Origin of the sequence: Pseudomonas sp. NBRC 111143, from assembly GCF_001320965.1 — a bacterium.
GTDB lineage: Bacteria > Pseudomonadota > Gammaproteobacteria > Pseudomonadales > Pseudomonadaceae > Aquipseudomonas > Aquipseudomonas machongensis.
In genome coordinates this window covers 98,392-114,616 of the sequence record NZ_BCBT01000016.1, presented here as the reverse complement: position 1 = coordinate 114,616, position 16,225 = coordinate 98,392, and the positions used below count along the sequence as shown (strand labels likewise).

The following is a 16,225-nucleotide window of genomic DNA, read 5'->3' as shown; positions in this document are numbered from 1 at the left end:
CGCGATGATCCTGGCCAGGCTCTGGCGTGCGGTATCGGCGCTCACGCCAGCGCCGAGCAGCACGCCGGGGGCACGGTTGCCGGTGGCGATGTAGACGTCCGGGTCGGCCTTGAGCACGTATTCGACGCTGACGTCGCCCAGCGCTCCGGGCACCACGTCGGCGGCAATGTTATGCCCACCGACTGCCTCGACCACGCTGCCCAGGCCGCTCTTGCCGGTAGTGTGCCCCGGCGCCTGCCAGACGCCTGCCAGCAGTTCGAGGAAAACCTTCGGGCGCTCACTGTCCTTGAGCCCCGCCACCTGGTCGGTGACGTGCTTGAGGTGGCTGTCGTAGAGGTCCAGGTATTCCCGCGCCTGCTGTTCGCGACCCAGCAAGGTGCCCAGGGCTTCGAGGCTGACGCGGGTGTTCTTGATCGGATGCACGCGGAAGTCGATGAACAGTACCGGGATACCGGCCTGCTCCAGCAGGTCGGCGACCGGGCTGTGCTGGGTCGGACCTTCGCCGGCGATGCTGAAGATCGCCAGGTCCGGTTTCAGTGCCAGGATCTGCTCGGCGCTGACGCTCTGCTCCGAGGCCTGGCCGATCAGCGGCAGCTTGGCCACCTGTGGATAAAGCTTGGCGTAGACCTCGTAGGTGTGCGGGTCGAGCAGGCGCATGTCGTTCTGCCAACCAACCACGCGCTGGAACGGGTTTTCGCGATCCAGCAGGGCCAGGGCGAAGAACAGCCGCCCCTCGCCGAGGACGATACGCTGGGGCGCATGATCGACCTCGACCTTGCGCCCGAGCACGTCGGTAACCTGGGCGGCGCTGGCGGTCTGGAGAGTGCCGAGGCCTGCGGCCAGCAGCATGAGCAACGGCAGCAGGCGCCGCGCGGAACGGAGAATGGAGGGCATCGGAGGGCTCCTGGCAACAGCGGATGTGTGACAGAGAATCGGTCTCATTCAAGACCGGGCATTCTAGTCAGCGGGCCGCCCTTGCCAGTGTCCGGGTATGTAGTGGGATGTCAGCGAATCGTCATGGGTGACGTTTCATTACATTGGTGTTGCGGTGTGTTCTTCGCGGGCAAGTCGCAGCGGCAAACAACAGCTCCCAAAGGTAACACCACAGTATTCAAAAGCTATGGCGGCTGTTGTGGGAGCGGGCTTGTCCGCGAACAACCCAGCGCAATCTTTCAGCCAAGCATCGCCCTCAACGCCCGGCAATCCGCTGCATGCCAGTCCGCCAGGTCCGGCCAGGGGTTGTCAGGCAGGTTGACCAGCACCGTCCTGGCCCCCGCCGCCCGCCCGCAATCCAGGTCGAAGCGGTAGTCGCCCACCATCACCAGCTCCGACGGCGCCACACCCCAGGCCCGGGCGATCTGCAACAGGCCATCCGGGTCGGGTTTGGGCGCCGCCTCGTCGCGTCCCAGAATGTGTTCGACCGGGAAGCAGTCCACCAGGCCAATGGCCTCCAGCGTGACATGTGCCAGCTCCCGCGCGTTGCGCGTGAGAATCGCCAGTCGGCAGCCACGCGCCGACAGCTCGCGTACCAGCTCGACCGCGCCGGTCGCGGCCTTCGAGGCGATCGCCAGGTCGCGCTCGTGCTCCAGCAGCCAGGCGTGCTTGGCCGTGGCCTCTTCGTGGGGTAGCGCGGCAAGGTGGGTAAGGATGTCGTCCTCGGGCGGAATCTCCAGCGCCTCGCGGATCGCGGCAAAGTCGTGCACCGCCACGGTGAGGGTGCCGTCCATGTCGAACACCCAGTTGCGTACTTCGTGCAGGCTCATGCCCAGTCCTTGCGATGGCGGATCAGGCCTTCCTGGGTGGACGAGGCCACCAGTTGTCCGGCGCGGTTGAAGATGCTGCCGCGGGTGAAACCACGGGCGTTGCCGGCCCACGGGCTGTCGGTGGCGTACAGCAGCCAGTCGTCGGCACGCAGGTCACGGTGGAACCACAGCGCATGGTCAAGGCTGGCGATCTGCATATCCTTCTGCCACACCGATTTGCCGTGCGGCAGCAGCGAGGTGGTCAGCAGGCCGAAATCCGAGGCGTAGGCCAACAGGTACTTGTGCAGCGCCGGGACGTCCGGGAGGCTGCCGTCGGCGCGGAACCAGGCGTACTTCACCGGATCGCCCGGCTTGGGGTCGAACGGATCGCGCTCGGTCACCGGGCGGATCTCGATGGGTTTGGCGCACAGCACCTTGTCGCGGATTCGCTCGGGCAGCTTGTCGGCCATGGCGCGGGCCAGTTCGACTTCGCTGGGCAGGTTCTCGGGGCCGACTACATCGGGCATCTGCACCTGGTGTTCGAAACCGCCCTCGTCGTACTGGAACGACGCGCTGCAGGTGAAGATCGGGTTGCCCTTCTGGATCGCCGTGACCCGGCGTGTGCTGAAACTGCCGCCATCGCGTACCCGATCGACCGAATAGACGACCGGCATGGTGGCATCGCCAGGACGCAGGAAATAGCCGTGCAGGGAATGGACATGACGCGCGTCCTCGACCGTCTGGCTGGCCGCCGACAACGACTGGCCCAGCACCTGGCCGCCGTACAACTGACGAAAGCCCAGGTCCTGGCTACGACCACGGAACAGATTCTCTTCGATGGATTCGAGGCTCAACAGGTCGACCAGGTCGTCCAACACATGGCTCATCGGGGGCTTCTCCTAACAGGTGTCACGGCAATTCGGGCATTGGCGCAAATCATACAGAATTTGTCATTGCCTCCGTGCATGGCGGCCCATTCAGGCATGCAGGGTTCGCTCCCAGCGCGGACGGTCGATGCGATACAGCACGTGCGGGCGCAGCGGGTGGCCCTCGGGCAGCCGCGGGTGTTCGAAGCTGCCTGCCTCGTCCTGAACCATGCCGATCGCCTGCATCACCTTCTGCGAGGGTACGTTGTCCTGAGTGGTGAACGACACCACCTCATCCAGGCGCAACTGGGCGAATGCGCAGCGCAGGCAGGTCCAGGCCGCCTCGCTGGCAAAACCCTGGCCCCAGTGACGACGGGCCAGACGCCAACTGATCTCGACCGCCGGAGCGAAGGGTGCGTCGAAGTTGACGTTGAGCAATCCGGTCAGGCCAATGAAGGCACCACTGTCCATGCGCTCCAATGCCCATAGACCGTAGCCGTATTCGTTGAAATGACCACGGATGCGTCCGATCAGCGCGGCGGCCTCCAGACGCGTCAATGGCGCAGGAAAATAGCGCATCACCTGCGGATCGGCGCACATCTCGGCGAACGCCTGCAAATCGTCGTCATGCCATTGGCGCAACACCAGGCGGGCGCTTTCGAGCTTGAGGATCGGGGTCATCGGGGCGGGCTCCAGGTTTTCAGTCCTGCAGTCTACAGATTAGGCGCGGGGGGCGCTTTTCACCTGCCCCCCAGGCCCAATGCAATTTTCACAACGGCTTCACTCGGCGCAGACAGGCCGCTTCACAGAATGCCATCACCTGCCGCCGCCTTGTGCGCGGCCCTCTCTGCCGGAGCCCGAGCATGCTGTCGAGCGACATCCTGGAAAACCTGGCCATCCCCACCCGCCGCAAGCGACACCGACGTTCGCGCAAGGCTTGGGCCGCAGGCCTCGCCCTGGTGCTGGTCGCGGCCGGATTGATGCTGTGGTCGTCAACGAGGACGCACATCGTGAACCTTGGCAATGAACGACAATTGAACGCCAGCGGCCTGTTGCAGAAGTGGGCCGAAGGCAGCGTGATCGTGATGATTCGCCACGCCGAGCGCTGCGACAGCGCGCCCGGCCCTTGCCTGGACGACCCCACCGGAATCACCGTCTCCGGCAGCCAGGCCGCGCAGCGTGTCGGAGAAGGATTGCAACGCCTTGGGCTGGACGGCGCCGACCTGCTCAGCAGCCCGAAGCTGCGCACCCGACAGACCGCACACTTCATCGTCGGCGACACGGTGACCAGCGAGGACTGGCTCGAAGGCTGCGAAAGCGGCTTCGCAGGCCAGGCCATGGCGCACAAGCGTGCAGGGCATAATCTTGTGCTGGTGACCCACAACGGCTGCGTCGATCACTTCCAGCGCACGCTCAAGGTTGCGCCGGGCGAACGCGAAAGTGGCTACGCCAGCGCGCTGTTCGTGTCGGTCGATGGCAGCGGCAAGGCGCGCATCCTCGGGCGCATGAACGAGCCGGACTGGCGACGGGTGCTGGCCTCGGCACAACGCTGATGAGTGTTTGAGTTGCGTGGCATTCCGGCCCACTGGCAAGATCAACGCTGCCTCCAGCCGCGATCCTGCCCATGCCCCTGCCGCTGATCTACCACGAAGACTACAGCCCCGAGTTCCCGCCGGAACACCGTTTCCCCATGGACAAGTTCCGCCTGCTGCACGATCACCTGATCGACAGCGGGCTGACCACCGACCAGGCCTTGCTGCGCCCCGAACTCTGCCCCAACGACATCCTTGCCCTGGCCCATGACCGCGCCTATATCGAGCGCTACATGAACGGCGAGCTCTCACGCGAAGACCAGCGCCGTCTGGGGCTGCCCTGGAGCGAGGCACTGGCACGGCGGACCGTGCGCGCCGTCGGCGGTTCGCTGCTGACCGCCGAGATGGCCCTGCGTCACGGTATCGCCTGCCACCTGGCCGGCGGCACCCACCACGCCCATTACGACCACCCGGCCGGGTTCTGCATCTTCAACGACCTGGCGGTGATCAGCCACTACCTGCTCGCAGCCGGACGCGTACACCGCGTGCTGATCTTCGATTGCGACGTGCACCAGGGCGACGGCACCGCACGCATCCTTCACGACACACCAGAGGCAATCACCGTGTCGTTGCACTGCGAGCAGAATTTCCCGGCACGCAAGGCCCAGAGCGATTGGGACATCCCTTTGCCGCGCGGCATGGACGACGCGGCGTACCTGAAGGTGGTAAACGATGCGCTGAACTACCTGCTGCCGCTCTACCAGCCCGACCTTGTGCTGTACGACGCCGGTGTCGACGTGCACAAGGACGACGCCCTGGGTTATCTGCAACTGACCGATGCGGGCGTCGCCGCCCGCGACGAAGCGGTACTGCGCCACTGCCTTGGCCGTGATATCCCGGTGGTCGGGGTGATCGGCGGTGGTTACAGCAAGGACCGGGAGGCGCTGGCTCGGCGTCACGGCATCCTTCATCACACCGCGGCGCGGGTGCTGGGTTACACACAATGACTGTGGAACCGCTTGTGGATAACCTGCGAGAAAGCCCCTGGAGCCCTTTAACTGCCTGACCTGCAAAGATTTGTTCATTTTTTGAACAGTATCTGCGCAGGCACCGCTGGGGTAGAATGCCGACTCTTTTCCACAGCCTGCCGCCACCATGACCGATTCCCACACCACCTCCCCTCCCCTCGTCGCCGTGATCGGCGGCGGCCCCGCCGGTCTGATGGCTGCCGAGGCCCTGGCTCAGGCAGGTGTGGCGGTCGAGGTGTTCGATGCGATGCCATCGGTGGGGCGCAAGTTCCTGCTGGCGGGCGTCGGCGGCATGAACATCACCCACTCCGAACCCTACCCAGCCTTCATCGGTCGCTATGGCGAACGCCGCGAAGCCATCGACGCGCTGCTGCGTGATTTCGATGCCGACGCCCTGCGCCAGTGGATCCACGGCCTGGGCATCGACACCTTCGTCGGCACCTCGGGGCGGGTCTTCCCCACCGACATGAAAGCGGCGCCGCTGCTGCGCGCCTGGCTCAAGCGCCTGCGCGATTCCGGCGTGGTTATCCACACCCGGCACCGCTGGCTTGGCTGGGACACGGAAGGCGCACTGCGAATCGGTTATCCACAGGGCGAACGCCTGGTACAGGCCACTGCCGTGGTCTTGGCACTGGGCGGCGGCAGTTGGGCGCGCCTGGGCTCGGACGGCAGCTGGGTGCCACTGCTGGCCGAGCGCGCTGTGGATATCTCGCCATTGCGCCCGAGCAACTGTGGTTTCGAAGTCCAGGCCTGGAGCGATCTGCTCAAGAACAAGTTCGCCGGCGCGCCGCTGAAGAACATCGCCCTGAGCGTACCTGGCAGTGCCCCGCGCAAGGGCGAGTTCATCCTCACCGCCCAAGGCGTGGAAGGCAGCCTGGTGTACGCCTGGTCGGCGGCGGTCCGCGCCGGTATCGAGCGCAACGGACGCGCCACCTTGCTGCTTGACCTGCTGCCGGATCGCCCTGTGGATAAAATCGCTCAGGCCCTGGCCAAGCCCCGTGGCTCCCGCTCGATGGCCAAGCACCTGCATGGGCAGCTCGGCATCGACGGTGTGAAAGCCGCGCTGCTGCGCGAGCTGACCGACCAGGCCACCTTTGCCGACCCCGTGCGCCTGGCCCAGGCAATCAAGGCGCTGCCGATCGAACTGGTGCGCACGCGGCCGCTGGATGAGGCGATCAGCAGTGCCGGTGGCGTGCGTTTCGAGGCGATGGACAATGGCTTGATGCTCAAGCAACTACCCGGAGTATTCTGCGCCGGCGAGATGCTGGACTGGGAAGCACCAACCGGGGGCTACCTGCTGACGGCGTGCTTTGCCAGCGGACTGCGGGCCGGACGGGCAGCGCTGGAATGGTTGTCCGAGCGTCAGCCCGCCTCTCTGTAGGAGCCACTCTCTTGTTCGAAATCTAAAGGCCAGCCCAATCCCTGGGGGAGCGACGGTTTGCCGCTGCGACTTGTCCCGCGAACACCGGCGTAGCCGGTGCCATGCATCGCGGTGTTCCTTTCGCGGGCAAGCCCGCTCCCACAGGGATTGGACTGGCTCTTAGATTTTGAACAAAGACCGCGCTTTAGGGTTTGCGCTTGCGTGGCCCGCTGTTGAAGCTCGGCACCTTGCGCACCGGCTTGACCGTCGGTGCCGAATCTTCCGAGCTGTCCATCCACTTGCCGAGCCCGCGCTTGGCACTGGTCTCTTTGGGTTTCTTGGGCTTTTTCGGCTTTTTCAGCACCTGGCCGCTGGCATCGGTCATCGGCACCCGGTGATCGGGGATGAACTCCGGCTCTTCATGACGCGGCAACGTCTGGCGGATCAGGACCTCGATCGCTGACAGCAGTTGCACCTCGTCGGCACACACCAGGGAAATCGCCTCGCCCTTGTTACCCGCTCGTCCGGTACGACCGATGCGGTGCACGTAATCCTCGGCAACGATCGGCAGGTCGAGGTTGACCACCAGCGGCAGGTCGTCGATATCGATGCCGCGAGCAGCGACGTCAGTCGCCACCAGCACCTGGATTTCACGCGCCTTGAAGGTATCCAGCGCCCGCTGACGGGTCGCCTGTGGACGATCGCCATGGATGCCATCGGCATTGACCCCCTCTGCCAGCAGCCGCTCGACCAGTTGATCGACGCCGTTGCGGGTCTTGGCGAACACCAGCACCTGCTTCCAGCGCTGCTTGCGCATCAGGTGGCAGAACAGGTCGGCCTTGCGCTTCTTGTCTACCGGCACCAGCCATTGCTTGACGGTGGTGGCGGCGGCGTTGCGCGGGCTGACTTCGATACTCAGCGGATCGTTCAGGGCCAGGCCGGCGAGCATGCGGATCTGGTCGGAGAACGTCGCCGAGAACAGCAAGGTCTGGCGCTTGCGTGGCAAGGCGGCGTACACGGCCTGCAGCTCTTCGGCAAAGCCCAGGTCGAGCATGCGGTCGGCTTCGTCGAGCACCAAGGTTTGCACCTGGCCGAACTTCACCGCGTTCTGGCGGAACAGATCGAGCAGGCGGCCCGGCGTGGCCACCAGCAGGTCGACGCCACGGCGCAGGCGCATCATCTGCGGATTTAGGCTGACGCCGCCGTACACCGCGTAGGTGCTCAACGGCAGGTGCTCGGCGTATTCACGGATATTGGCGTGCACCTGCTCGGCCAGCTCACGGGTTGGCACCAGCACCAACGCGCGGATCGAATTGCTGGCTACCTTCTCACCCTCGAGCGCCAGGCGTTGCAACACCGGCAAGGCGAAACCGGCGGTCTTGCCGGTACCGGTCTGGGCTGCGGCCATCAGGTCGCGCCCTGCCAGCACGGCAGGGATGGCCTGGGCCTGGATCGGGGTCGGGGTGGAATAGTCCCGCTGCTGCAGGGTGCGCAGCAGGGGTTCGATCAGGCCGAGTTTGGCGAAATTCATGGTGATACCGTCAGGGGGTTCAGCGAAGGCGGCAGTTTACCGCAAGCCCCCTGGAGTTGCGCTGGCTTTGACGCCCGCAGCCGCCCACCGGATGCACCTGCTCCTCAGGCCACCTGCCGTGGCGCGCGCCGCCACTGTGGCAGCCCGATCAACACCACCGCCCCGACGATCACGCCCATGGCCAGGCATTCCTCGGCGCCGATGCGTTCACCAGCAAAGGCAATCCCGAGCAATACCGCCACCACCGGGTTGACGTACGCGTAGCTGGTCGCGGCCGCCGGCCGCACATGCTTGAGCAGGTACATGTACGAGCTGAAGGCCACGATCGAGCCGAAGAAGATCAGATAGGCCAGTGCCCCCCAACCCGCCGCCGTTGGCATCTGGGTCAGGCGCTCACCGCTCAGGGCGCTGCCGATCAACAACGCAGCACCGCCCACCAGCATCTCGGCAGCACTGGCCATGGCGCCCTGGGGCAAGGGCAAGTTCTTGCTCCACACCGAGCCGAAAGCCCAGGCCGCCGCTGCGAACAGGATCAACGCTGCCCCCATGGGGCTGGCCTGCAGGTTCGAACCGAGGTTGAGCAAGCCGATACCGGCAAGCCCGAGGAAAATCCCCGCCCATTCCAGACGCGAATTGCGATGACCGAACAACAGCCCGAACAGCAAGGTGAACAACGGCACCGTGGCCACCGCCAGCGCTGCAACGCCCGATGCCACGCCGGCATGCTCGGCCAGGGTCACGCCACCGTTGCCGCAACTGAGCAACAGAAACCCGATCGCCCCCGCCGCCCGCCATTGCGCCCAGGTGGGAGCCGGCACCCCGCGCCAGCGCAGGAAGCCATACAACAGGCTGCCGGCAATGACAAAACGTACCCCAGCCATCAGCAACGGCGGCCAGGATTCGACACCGATGCGAATGGCCAGGTAGGTAGACCCCCAGACCAGGTAGAGGGCAATGAAGGCGCCGATCAGCAGCCAGGGGAAACGACGGGAGGCAGGCATGACAAAAGACTCGAAATCCGTTTACGGGTGACTTAGTTTAGGAAGGCGCTCCCGTAAACATAAGTTACAAAACACGTTTAATCGGCCCATACACTTTGCAATAAACGGTAATTCGCCTGTTTTCCCGTTGATTGCACATTCGCAACGAGAGACTCATGGACAAGTACGATCGCATGCTGCTCGCCGCCCTGCTCGAAGACGGTCGCGCCACCTATGCCCAGCTCGCCCGTCAGGTCAACCTGTCGGCGCCTGCGGTGGCCGAGCGAGTCGCCAAACTCGAGGCCAGCGGAGTGATCACCGGCTACGCCGCCAAGGTCGACCTGGAAAAGATCGGCCTGCCGATCCAGTGCATCATCGAACTGCGCCTGGCAAGCCACGGCAACCAGCAGGCCTATGACGCCCTGGCGCGCATCCCCCAGCTCACCGAATGCCACCGGGTCACGGGCGACCCGTGTGTGATCATGCAGGCGGCAGTGGGTTCGATGCATGAGCTGGAGGCGCTGATCAACCAGGTGTCGCAACTGGGGTTCAGCAAGACGTCGATCATCCTGTCCAGCGCGGTGGAGCGCCGGGTGCCGCTGGATCACTTGCAGGGCAATGGCAGGAAGGGGTGAACGTGCCCGTTCAGTGACGCAGTAGCAAATCACCCTCGATCGGTACATAGCGCGTGGCTGCGCGAATCAACGACAGCGCCGTGAGCCCTGGCGCGCCGTAGACCACCGTCTCGACGCCATGGCGCAGCATCACCCGCTCGAGCAACTGGTCGAAGTCACCATCGCCGGAGGCCAGTACGACCTGATCGACCCGGCTGGCGGCCTCATACACGTCCAGGGTGATGCCCACATCCCAATCTCCCTTGGCCGAGCCGTCGCTGCGCTGGATGTAGGGTTTGAGGCGCACCTCGAAACCGAGGTTGCGCAGGATCTGCTGAAATTGCTGCTGCTTGCTGTCACCCCGGTCGATGGCATAGGCCACGGCCTCGACGATGGCGCCATCACGGCTGACCTGGGACCAGAGGGCACTGTAATTGAAGTGACAACCATGGGCCTGGCGCACGGTGTAGTAGAGGTTCTGCACATCCGCGAACAGCGCGATCTTTTTCACCTGGTGGCCCCGGGATAAAGGCGAAAGGGGCGCAGTGCGCCCCCGGGAATCCCGCGATTATGCCAGACGCGTCAGACGAAGGTGTCGTCATCGTCCGAGAAGAAACCACCTCCGCCGCTGTCGTAGTCGCTGTCCACGAAGCCGCCCTGATCATTGCCCCAACCGTCGTTGTCAGCAACCTGGCGCTGGTTGTCCTGATCATTCCAGCCGCCATTGTCGCTGGCCGGCGCCGGCTCTTCACGGATCACCTCGACCACCTCGTTGGGTTGCGAGTTATGGCTGAACAAGCTGCTGATACCTTGCGCCAGCAGTACACCACCCGCCACGCCCGCTGCGGTCTGCATGGCACCCCCGAGGAAGCTGCTCGCACCACTGCGCGCCGGGGCCGCAGCGAAACCTTGCGGTTGCGCCTGGGGCTGTGGGGCATAGGCCTGGGGCGCGGGCTCGCGCCAGCCACCAGAACCGGAGGCAGGGGGCGGCGCGACCGGACGCTGAGGCTCCGGGCTACGCGCGCTGCTGCCAAAGATGCTCGACAGGAAGCCACCACTGGCCTTTGGCGCCTCTTGCTGGGCCTGGGCGCGGGCTTGTCTGAGCTCGGCCTCGAGTTGCTTGTTCTGCTCGTCGAGCTTCTTGATCGCCGCCTCCTGGACCAGAATCGCCTGGGCCATGTAGTACGGCGCCGCAGGTTGCTGGCGCAGGTGCTCCTCGATCCGCGCCTGGGCCTGGGCATCGCGCGGCTGCTGCGGATCCTCGGCCTGCTTGATGCGGCCGAACAGACCGTCGATAAGGGTTTGTTCTTCAGTGTTCATGGGCTACCTCTTGGGCCATGCGGAACATCGGACAAGGTCAAAGATGGGGCGTGGCTGGTCAGGATTCAATTACAGGGCCGATGAAACTTTTTTCAGCATCGCCCGCTCCTGGGCTAAAGTGACGCACTGCTTTTTCCTGCGATATAGACCGATGAACCCGCTGACGATCCTGCGCGACTCCCTCTACTTCTTCCGCCGCCACTTCACCAGCATCCTGCAGTTGTGCCTGCCGCTGGTGGTGCTGGAAGCCCTGTTCAGCCAATTGCTGTACCGCCAGTTGGGTGACGACGCCTCGCCGGCCTACGGCATGCTTGTCAGCCTGCTGTTCTACCCGCTGTACAGCGCCGCGCTGATCCTCTACCTGGATACCCGCAGCAACGGCCAACAGATCAGCAAGCGCAACCTGTTCGCTCGCGCCGTGCAGTTGTGGCCGGCGCTGGCACTGCTGATCCTGATCAGCTCGCTGCTGATCATGGCGGGCCTGGCGCTGTTCATCTTCCCGGGCGTATGGATCATGATCAAGCTGGTGTTCGCCGAGTACCTGCTGGTCCTGCGCGGCCTTCCCGTCATGCAGTCGATGCGCGAGAGCGCACGCATGACCACCGGGCACTTCATGCGCATCCTGATCTGCGTGCTGTCAGTGCTCGCACCGCTATGGCTGCTCGATGGCCTGCTGCTGATGGCCTTCCCAGAGCCGCAGCCAGGCGCGCAACTGGTGCTGGACAGCCTGAGTGGCTTCCTGCAGTTGTTCAGCAGTGTGGTGCTGTACCGCTTGTTCATGCTGTTGGAGAGCGAGTCCGGCGCCGCTGCGGGAAACTGAACGCTGCACAGGATGACGGCAACGCTCTGGAAAGCGTTCGCGGTGCCCTGCCCAACGTATTGCATCAACACTCCTGCACGACGCCCGACAGTCGCGGGCCACCCTCAGGAGATGCATGCAATGGGTATGACAACAGATTCCGCAACTGAGCTACAGCGTGACTTCAAAGCCACGATCTACTGGATGAAGGGGGACGTGCTCGTCCCGATCAGGCGGAGCAAAACGACGGATAAATTCACCTGGGGCGTAGTTCCGGGGGACGACTGGCTGCAGGCGGGAGGTGACCAACCTTCTCTGATTCTGGACTTCGAGTTTCACTCCAAGACCGAAGACCGCCTGCACTACATGATCAGCAGGTCGAGCGGATTCAGCAGGCTTGGGCGAAGCGTCAACGGCTATCTCGGGCTCTATCAGGTCAGCGAGGTGACCGACTACTGGAAACTCGAACCGTTGCGGCACGCGCCCAATGGCTGGGTCTGCCGCTTGCGTGATCACGAGGGGCATGGCGTGAAACCTGGCAGGACGACCCTCATTTCGATAACTTCACCTACCACTTCCTGAACACCTACGAAGGGAACGACGCCGAGTTCCTCGTGGTTCCCACAACCTGAACCCCAGCGCTCACAGCAACCCGAGGGTCAGTGCCTTGAGCGTTGCTGCAGCGCGCGTGGTGCATTCGAGCTTGCGGAAGGTGCTCTCGACATGGGTGCGCACGGTACTGGGACTGATGCCCAGCAACCGCGCGACTTCCTTGTTGCTGTGACCCAGGCTGATCTGGCGCAGCACCTCGCTTTCGCGTTCACTCAACAGTCCACCGCCCCCTTTGGCTGCCGGCAGCTTGCGCTCCCCGCGCGCGGCAGCGAACACGGCTTCACAACACTGCAGGTCGAAGCGCCCCTGTTGCGCCTCCAGCCTGAGCAACTGCTCGGCCTCCTGCTGGCCAAGCGCCGCTCGCCATGGGCGCTCGGCCCGCAGCGCCTGCCAGGCGAGCGCCACGGCCAGCAAGCGCTGCTCCGGCGCCAGGGCATCACCCTCCACGCCACGAAAATAACCACTGCCATCGAGACGCTCGTAGGCGTGTGCTGCAAGCTTGCCCGCACGCTGCAATGCCGGTATCTGCGCGCAAGCGCGCTGAGTCCAGTAGGGCACCAGGCGAATCTGCTCGCGGTCACCTTCAAGCAATACACCCGGCAGGTTCCATACCCGGTTCGGCACCGCGGCGCGGCCGATGCCATGCACCAGCGCCGCCTGCCTCAGCACGTCCTGCAGCGCCTCCGGCATGCCCATCAGCCCGGCGGCGTCATGCACCAGCGCAGCCACACCACGCGAATAGCCCGCAAGCCAGGTCAACTTGAGGTCGATGACATCGGCGACCAGGGTCAAAGGCACATCGGAGCAAGCTGTATTCGAGGCCGTCGCTTGTTCAGCCTCCTGCAAGTCATGCAACCAGTCCGCCGCCTGACACTGCAGTTCCCGCACCAGGCTGCGCGGGTAGCGCTGGTCGGCCTGCCCCTCGATCCAGGCCAGCGCAGCCTCGAGACCCCGCGCTCGCGAAAGGATCTCCAGGTCACCTGCCAGCACCACCTGATACACCACCTCAGGCACCTGTGGATGACGCAGGCCGGATGGGCGACCGCTACCGTCGAAATGCTCGAACACGTGCCGCAGCCCCTGCTCCACTGGCGCGCCCAGTCCAAGAGCAACTGCAACCTCGCCAGCCACCTCGCAGTGCACGCGCGCCAGCGGCCCGGTCTGCAGCATCGCCCGCTGCCCGGCGGCGTCGAGGGTCTGCGCGAGCATGGCTTGACGCCCTCCCACGTCGTCCCCGAGCAGGCGGGTGAAATCTTCGGCATTGGCAGTGCACCCGGACCAGCGTAACAGTGCGACATCAGCGGCCACCTGCAGGTGGTCGCCCTCGCCCATGCAGGCGTGCGCGAGCCTGCGCGCCAGCTGCGCCGTGCGGCGCGACTGATCGATAGGCTGGCCCATGCTCAGGTCACCCACCATCGACAAGGCGAGGATGGCGTCTTCCAGGGGGATGCAGTCGGCAACAGGCATGAGCGGTCCACAATTCGGGTGAGTTGGAGGCTCGGTCATTCGACCGATACCCGTGCAGGCAGATCCTACCGAGAATACAGCCATCACTCACAGGAGACCGCGCCATGTTCCGATTCAAAACGCTTGCCACCGCAATAGCAATGACTGCCTCGATCTTCACCCTCGGCAGCAGCTTCGCCGACACCGCCAAGCCGTCGGTGGTCATCGTCCACGGTGCCTTCGCCGACGGCTCGGACTGGGCCAAGGTCGTGCCGCTGCTGCAGGCCCAGGGCATCAAGGTCACGGTGGTGCAGAACCCGCTGACCTCGCTGGCCGAGGACGTCGCCGCGACCCGGCGCGTGCTGAACAACCAGCAAGGGGACGTGGTCCTGGTCGGCCACTCCTGGGGCGGCACGGTGATCAGCCAGGCAGGTACCGACGCCCACGTCCGCGGGCTGGTCTATGTGGCGGCATTCGCACCCGATGCCGGCCAGGCCAGCAAGGACCTGGGCCAGGGCTACCCGACCCCACCCGGCATCAGCCAGATCGCGGCCGACGGCAACGGCTACCTGTACCTGACGCCCCAAGGCATGGCCACCGATTTCGCCCAGGACCTGCCCAAGGCCCAGACCGACATCATGACCGCCACCCAGGGCCCGATCCGCGCCTCGGCCTTCGAGGACCGCACCAGCGCTGCTGCCTGGAGCAGCAAACCGTCCTGGTACGTGGTTGCAGGTCAGGACCGCATGATCGACCCAGGCCTGCAACGCGCCTTCGCCAAGAAGCTGGGCGCACAGACCACCGAGCTGGGCACCAGCCACGTACCCCAGCAATCGCAGCCTGCAGAGGTGGCAAAGGTGATCATCAAGGCCGTCGACAAGGTCGCCAGCACCCGCTGAAGGATGGGCGGGCCGGACACCTCGGCCCGCCGTCGGTGACACCCACTGGGCTGGAGCCGTGCAAGGTCGGGAAAGCCTTCGCTCTCCCGCCCTTGGCTCCAGCTATCCAGACTGATGCCCGCAACGAATCTGACTCGAACGCGCCATGACCCGACCACGCGCAGGCTGGCGCCATCTTATTGCGGAGCACGTCAATGACAGACACCCCCGAAACCTCCAACTGGGCCCTGAACGCACAGGTATTTCTCGGCAGGATTCATGCGATTGACCCTTCCGGGCGCCGTAGAGCCCTCTATCCCAGCCTGTTTACCGACGCCGAGGGAGCAAGCATCGGCGGACAAAGCGATTGGCTGGTTGCGGGGAACGAGCATCCTGCCTGCGTAATGCGTTTCCTGCTTCATTCCACAACGCCCAACCGCCTGAACTTCATGATCATGGGCAACGCCGAGCATCAGGACAAGAAGCTCGGCGTCAGCCGCAATGGCTACCTGGGGTTCTACCGCTATGCATCGGTCGTGGACTATTTCAAGCTTGAGCCCCTGCAGTGGGGCCAGGACAGTCTGTTGTGCCGCTGGCGAGATCATCTTGGCCATCAGGTCAAAGCCCGCAGCGAAGCCCCGGAAGCTTCGGCGCGGTTCAGTTACATGAATGTCCAGATGGGCAATCCCCTGACCTTCCTGGTTGAGCGCATCGCGCAGTGATGCCTGAGGGGGTCGAACGGCTGACGGCCCAGGGCGATGCACGGGGTAGCTGCCCGGGCAGCAAATTGCGCAGGATCGACGGCAGGTCGAGCTGGGCGAGTCAGTGACCTGCGCGACATGCTTCACCGTTATAGGAACGCTTTCACGCTGCTGCTGTCGGTGAAGCAACTGCAGAGTCGAAGGTGTGTATCCGTTCCGGACACGCCCCCAACTCCGCAGGAGATTAAAGACCCATGATCAATGACGAAATCAAGGCAGTTCTTGCCGCCCCCACCATCGAAGACTTCAACGCCAGAATCTACCTGTTGCAAAACGAAGAAAAGGTGCCGTTACGCTTCAGCCGCCCCAACGAACACCTTGCTTGGGGTGTATTCAACGAAGCGAACTGGCTTCAAGCGGGCGGCATGGGTCAATCACCCTTGTTTTCGATGAAGTTCCTTTCCAAAACGCCCGACCGCCTCTGGTTCAAGCTGATGGCCACAGGTTACGGCGACAACCTTGGACACCTGGGCTTCAGCAAAAATGGTTATCTGGGACTTTATGACTACAACAGCACAACCTATCCCTGGAAGATCGAGCTACTGGATTGGGCAGACGGCTACACGCGCTGCCATCTTAGAGACCATCGTGGCATTCGCGTAGGAGTCTGTAGCGAACATACGGAAATCGAGGGGCACAAGATGCACTATCTGAGCATTCAAGACACCCAACCTGCCGAGTTCGTGATCCATAAGGTGGATGTGCCGGGTTCAGTTGAAGGCACGTCCTGGCTACACGTGTATTGAAACACCTCAA

The 16,225-nt window shown here is 64.1% G+C and carries 18 protein-coding genes; 9 read left to right on the top strand and 9 right to left on the bottom strand.

Annotation, left to right across the window (positions count from 1 at the left end; all coding sequences use genetic code 11):
• The 4 genes from APH44_RS11720 to APH44_RS11705 form a co-directional block, all read right to left on the bottom strand.
• A partial coding sequence (locus APH44_RS11720; RefSeq protein ID WP_054892855.1) for an ABC transporter substrate-binding protein occupies positions 1-894 on the bottom strand: 894 nt, incomplete at its 3' end.
• Positions 895-1,172: 278 nt separating this feature from the next.
• Positions 1,173-1,763: an HAD family hydrolase gene (locus tag APH44_RS11715; protein WP_054892854.1), complete on the bottom strand. Its 591-nt coding sequence runs from the start codon at positions 1,761-1,763 to the stop codon at positions 1,173-1,175.
• Positions 1,760-2,629, bottom strand: coding sequence for an acyl-CoA thioesterase II (tesB, locus tag APH44_RS11710; RefSeq protein WP_054892853.1), 870 nt, complete (start codon positions 2,627-2,629; stop codon positions 1,760-1,762). The genes APH44_RS11715 and tesB overlap by 4 nt, the downstream gene beginning before the upstream one ends.
• A gap of 90 nt (positions 2,630-2,719) precedes the next feature.
• Positions 2,720-3,289, bottom strand: a complete 570-nt coding sequence (locus APH44_RS11705; protein ID WP_054892852.1) for a GNAT family N-acetyltransferase — start codon at positions 3,287-3,289, stop codon at positions 2,720-2,722.
• 182 nt (positions 3,290-3,471) lie between these two features.
• Between APH44_RS11705 and APH44_RS11700 the strand changes: the two genes are divergently transcribed.
• The 3 genes from APH44_RS11700 to APH44_RS11690 all read left to right on the top strand — a co-directional run bounded on the left by APH44_RS11700 (position 3,472) and on the right by APH44_RS11690 (position 6,549).
• Positions 3,472-4,161 (top strand): histidine phosphatase family protein, encoded by a 690-nt coding sequence (locus APH44_RS11700; protein ID WP_054892851.1) that lies wholly within the window; start codon positions 3,472-3,474, stop codon positions 4,159-4,161.
• A 71-nt stretch (positions 4,162-4,232) separates the two neighbouring features.
• Positions 4,233-5,147, top strand: a complete 915-nt coding sequence (locus tag APH44_RS11695) for a histone deacetylase (protein WP_054892850.1) — start codon at positions 4,233-4,235, stop codon at positions 5,145-5,147.
• 148 nt (positions 5,148-5,295) lie between these two features.
• Positions 5,296-6,549, top strand: coding sequence for a TIGR03862 family flavoprotein (locus APH44_RS11690; protein ID WP_054892849.1), 1,254 nt, complete (start codon positions 5,296-5,298; stop codon positions 6,547-6,549).
• A 184-nt stretch (positions 6,550-6,733) separates the two neighbouring features.
• Here the strand turns inward: APH44_RS11690 and APH44_RS11685 are convergent, their stop codons facing one another.
• Both APH44_RS11685 and yedA read right to left on the bottom strand, forming a co-directional pair.
• Complete coding sequence (locus tag APH44_RS11685) at positions 6,734-8,059, bottom strand: DEAD/DEAH box helicase (RefSeq protein ID WP_054892848.1); 1,326 nt, start codon at positions 8,057-8,059, stop codon at positions 6,734-6,736.
• A gap of 104 nt (positions 8,060-8,163) precedes the next feature.
• Positions 8,164-9,060 carry a drug/metabolite exporter YedA gene (gene yedA / locus APH44_RS11680; protein ID WP_054892847.1) on the bottom strand — a complete coding sequence of 299 codons (897 nt, stop codon included), beginning with the start codon at positions 9,058-9,060 and terminating at the stop codon, positions 8,164-8,166.
• 155 nt (positions 9,061-9,215) lie between these two features.
• On the opposite strand from yedA, the gene APH44_RS11675 reads away from it, so the two are divergent.
• A complete protein-coding gene (locus tag APH44_RS11675) occupies positions 9,216-9,674 on the top strand; it encodes an Lrp/AsnC family transcriptional regulator (RefSeq protein WP_054892846.1) in 459 nt (152 codons plus the stop codon).
• A gap of 10 nt (positions 9,675-9,684) precedes the next feature.
• Here the strand turns inward: APH44_RS11675 and APH44_RS11670 are convergent, their stop codons facing one another.
• Positions 9,685-10,164, bottom strand: a complete 480-nt coding sequence (locus APH44_RS11670; RefSeq protein WP_054892845.1) for an NYN domain-containing protein — start codon at positions 10,162-10,164, stop codon at positions 9,685-9,687.
• Positions 10,165-10,235: 71 nt separating this feature from the next.
• On the bottom strand, positions 10,236-10,973 hold the full coding sequence (locus APH44_RS11665; protein ID WP_054892844.1) for a DUF2076 domain-containing protein: 738 nt from the start codon (positions 10,971-10,973) through the stop codon (positions 10,236-10,238).
• A gap of 151 nt (positions 10,974-11,124) precedes the next feature.
• Here APH44_RS11665 and APH44_RS11660 point away from each other — a divergent pair, with 151 nt between their 5' ends.
• On the top strand, positions 11,125-11,793 hold the full coding sequence (locus APH44_RS11660) for a YciC family protein (protein ID WP_054892843.1): 669 nt from the start codon (positions 11,125-11,127) through the stop codon (positions 11,791-11,793).
• Between the two features lie 120 nt (positions 11,794-11,913).
• Positions 11,914-12,354, top strand: a complete 441-nt coding sequence (locus APH44_RS11655; RefSeq protein ID WP_054892842.1) for a hypothetical protein — start codon at positions 11,914-11,916, stop codon at positions 12,352-12,354.
• 60 nt (positions 12,355-12,414) lie between these two features.
• Here the strand turns inward: APH44_RS11655 and APH44_RS11650 are convergent, their stop codons facing one another.
• Entirely contained in the window at positions 12,415-13,851 is a 1,437-nt protein-coding gene (locus APH44_RS11650) for an HD domain-containing phosphohydrolase (protein WP_054892841.1), read from the bottom strand.
• A 104-nt stretch (positions 13,852-13,955) separates the two neighbouring features.
• Between APH44_RS11650 and APH44_RS11645 the strand changes: the two genes are divergently transcribed.
• The 3 genes from APH44_RS11645 to APH44_RS11635 all read left to right on the top strand — a co-directional run bounded on the left by APH44_RS11645 (position 13,956) and on the right by APH44_RS11635 (position 16,215).
• Positions 13,956-14,729 carry an alpha/beta fold hydrolase gene (locus APH44_RS11645; protein WP_054892840.1) on the top strand — a complete coding sequence of 258 codons (774 nt, stop codon included), beginning with the start codon at positions 13,956-13,958 and terminating at the stop codon, positions 14,727-14,729.
• A 194-nt stretch (positions 14,730-14,923) separates the two neighbouring features.
• On the top strand, positions 14,924-15,430 hold the full coding sequence (locus APH44_RS29720) for a hypothetical protein (protein WP_125930848.1): 507 nt from the start codon (positions 14,924-14,926) through the stop codon (positions 15,428-15,430).
• A 233-nt stretch (positions 15,431-15,663) separates the two neighbouring features.
• Entirely contained in the window at positions 15,664-16,215 is a 552-nt protein-coding gene (locus APH44_RS11635; protein ID WP_054892838.1) for a hypothetical protein, read from the top strand.
• The last annotated feature ends 10 nt before the right edge of the window (positions 16,216-16,225 follow it).

What these genes read in the sequence shown, in the direction of transcription:
- APH44_RS11700 (WP_054892851.1), top strand. Translation starts at nt 3,472, where the DNA reads ATGCTGTCGAGCGACATCCTGGAAAACCTGGCCATCCCCACCCGCCGC.
- APH44_RS11715 (WP_054892854.1), bottom strand. Translation starts at nt 1,763, where the DNA reads ATGAGCCTGCACGAAGTACGCAACTGGGTGTTCGACATGGACGGCACC.
- APH44_RS11695 (WP_054892850.1), top strand. Translation starts at nt 4,233, where the DNA reads ATGCCCCTGCCGCTGATCTACCACGAAGACTACAGCCCCGAGTTCCCG.
- APH44_RS11705 (WP_054892852.1), bottom strand. Translation starts at nt 3,289, where the DNA reads ATGACCCCGATCCTCAAGCTCGAAAGCGCCCGCCTGGTGTTGCGCCAA.
- APH44_RS11660 (WP_054892843.1), top strand. Translation starts at nt 11,125, where the DNA reads ATGAACCCGCTGACGATCCTGCGCGACTCCCTCTACTTCTTCCGCCGC.
- APH44_RS11685 (WP_054892848.1), bottom strand. Translation starts at nt 8,059, where the DNA reads ATGAATTTCGCCAAACTCGGCCTGATCGAACCCCTGCTGCGCACCCTG.
- APH44_RS11675 (WP_054892846.1), top strand. Translation starts at nt 9,216, where the DNA reads ATGGACAAGTACGATCGCATGCTGCTCGCCGCCCTGCTCGAAGACGGT.
- APH44_RS11635 (WP_054892838.1), top strand. Translation starts at nt 15,664, where the DNA reads ATGATCAATGACGAAATCAAGGCAGTTCTTGCCGCCCCCACCATCGAA.
- APH44_RS11655 (WP_054892842.1), top strand. Translation starts at nt 11,914, where the DNA reads ATGGGTATGACAACAGATTCCGCAACTGAGCTACAGCGTGACTTCAAA.
- APH44_RS29720 (WP_125930848.1), top strand. Translation starts at nt 14,924, where the DNA reads ATGACAGACACCCCCGAAACCTCCAACTGGGCCCTGAACGCACAGGTA.
- tesB (WP_054892853.1), bottom strand. Translation starts at nt 2,629, where the DNA reads ATGAGCCATGTGTTGGACGACCTGGTCGACCTGTTGAGCCTCGAATCC.
- APH44_RS11650 (WP_054892841.1), bottom strand. Translation starts at nt 13,851, where the DNA reads ATGCCTGTTGCCGACTGCATCCCCCTGGAAGACGCCATCCTCGCCTTG.
- yedA (WP_054892847.1), bottom strand. Translation starts at nt 9,060, where the DNA reads ATGCCTGCCTCCCGTCGTTTCCCCTGGCTGCTGATCGGCGCCTTCATT.
- APH44_RS11690 (WP_054892849.1), top strand. Translation starts at nt 5,296, where the DNA reads ATGACCGATTCCCACACCACCTCCCCTCCCCTCGTCGCCGTGATCGGC.
- APH44_RS11665 (WP_054892844.1), bottom strand. Translation starts at nt 10,973, where the DNA reads ATGAACACTGAAGAACAAACCCTTATCGACGGTCTGTTCGGCCGCATC.
- APH44_RS11645 (WP_054892840.1), top strand. Translation starts at nt 13,956, where the DNA reads ATGTTCCGATTCAAAACGCTTGCCACCGCAATAGCAATGACTGCCTCG.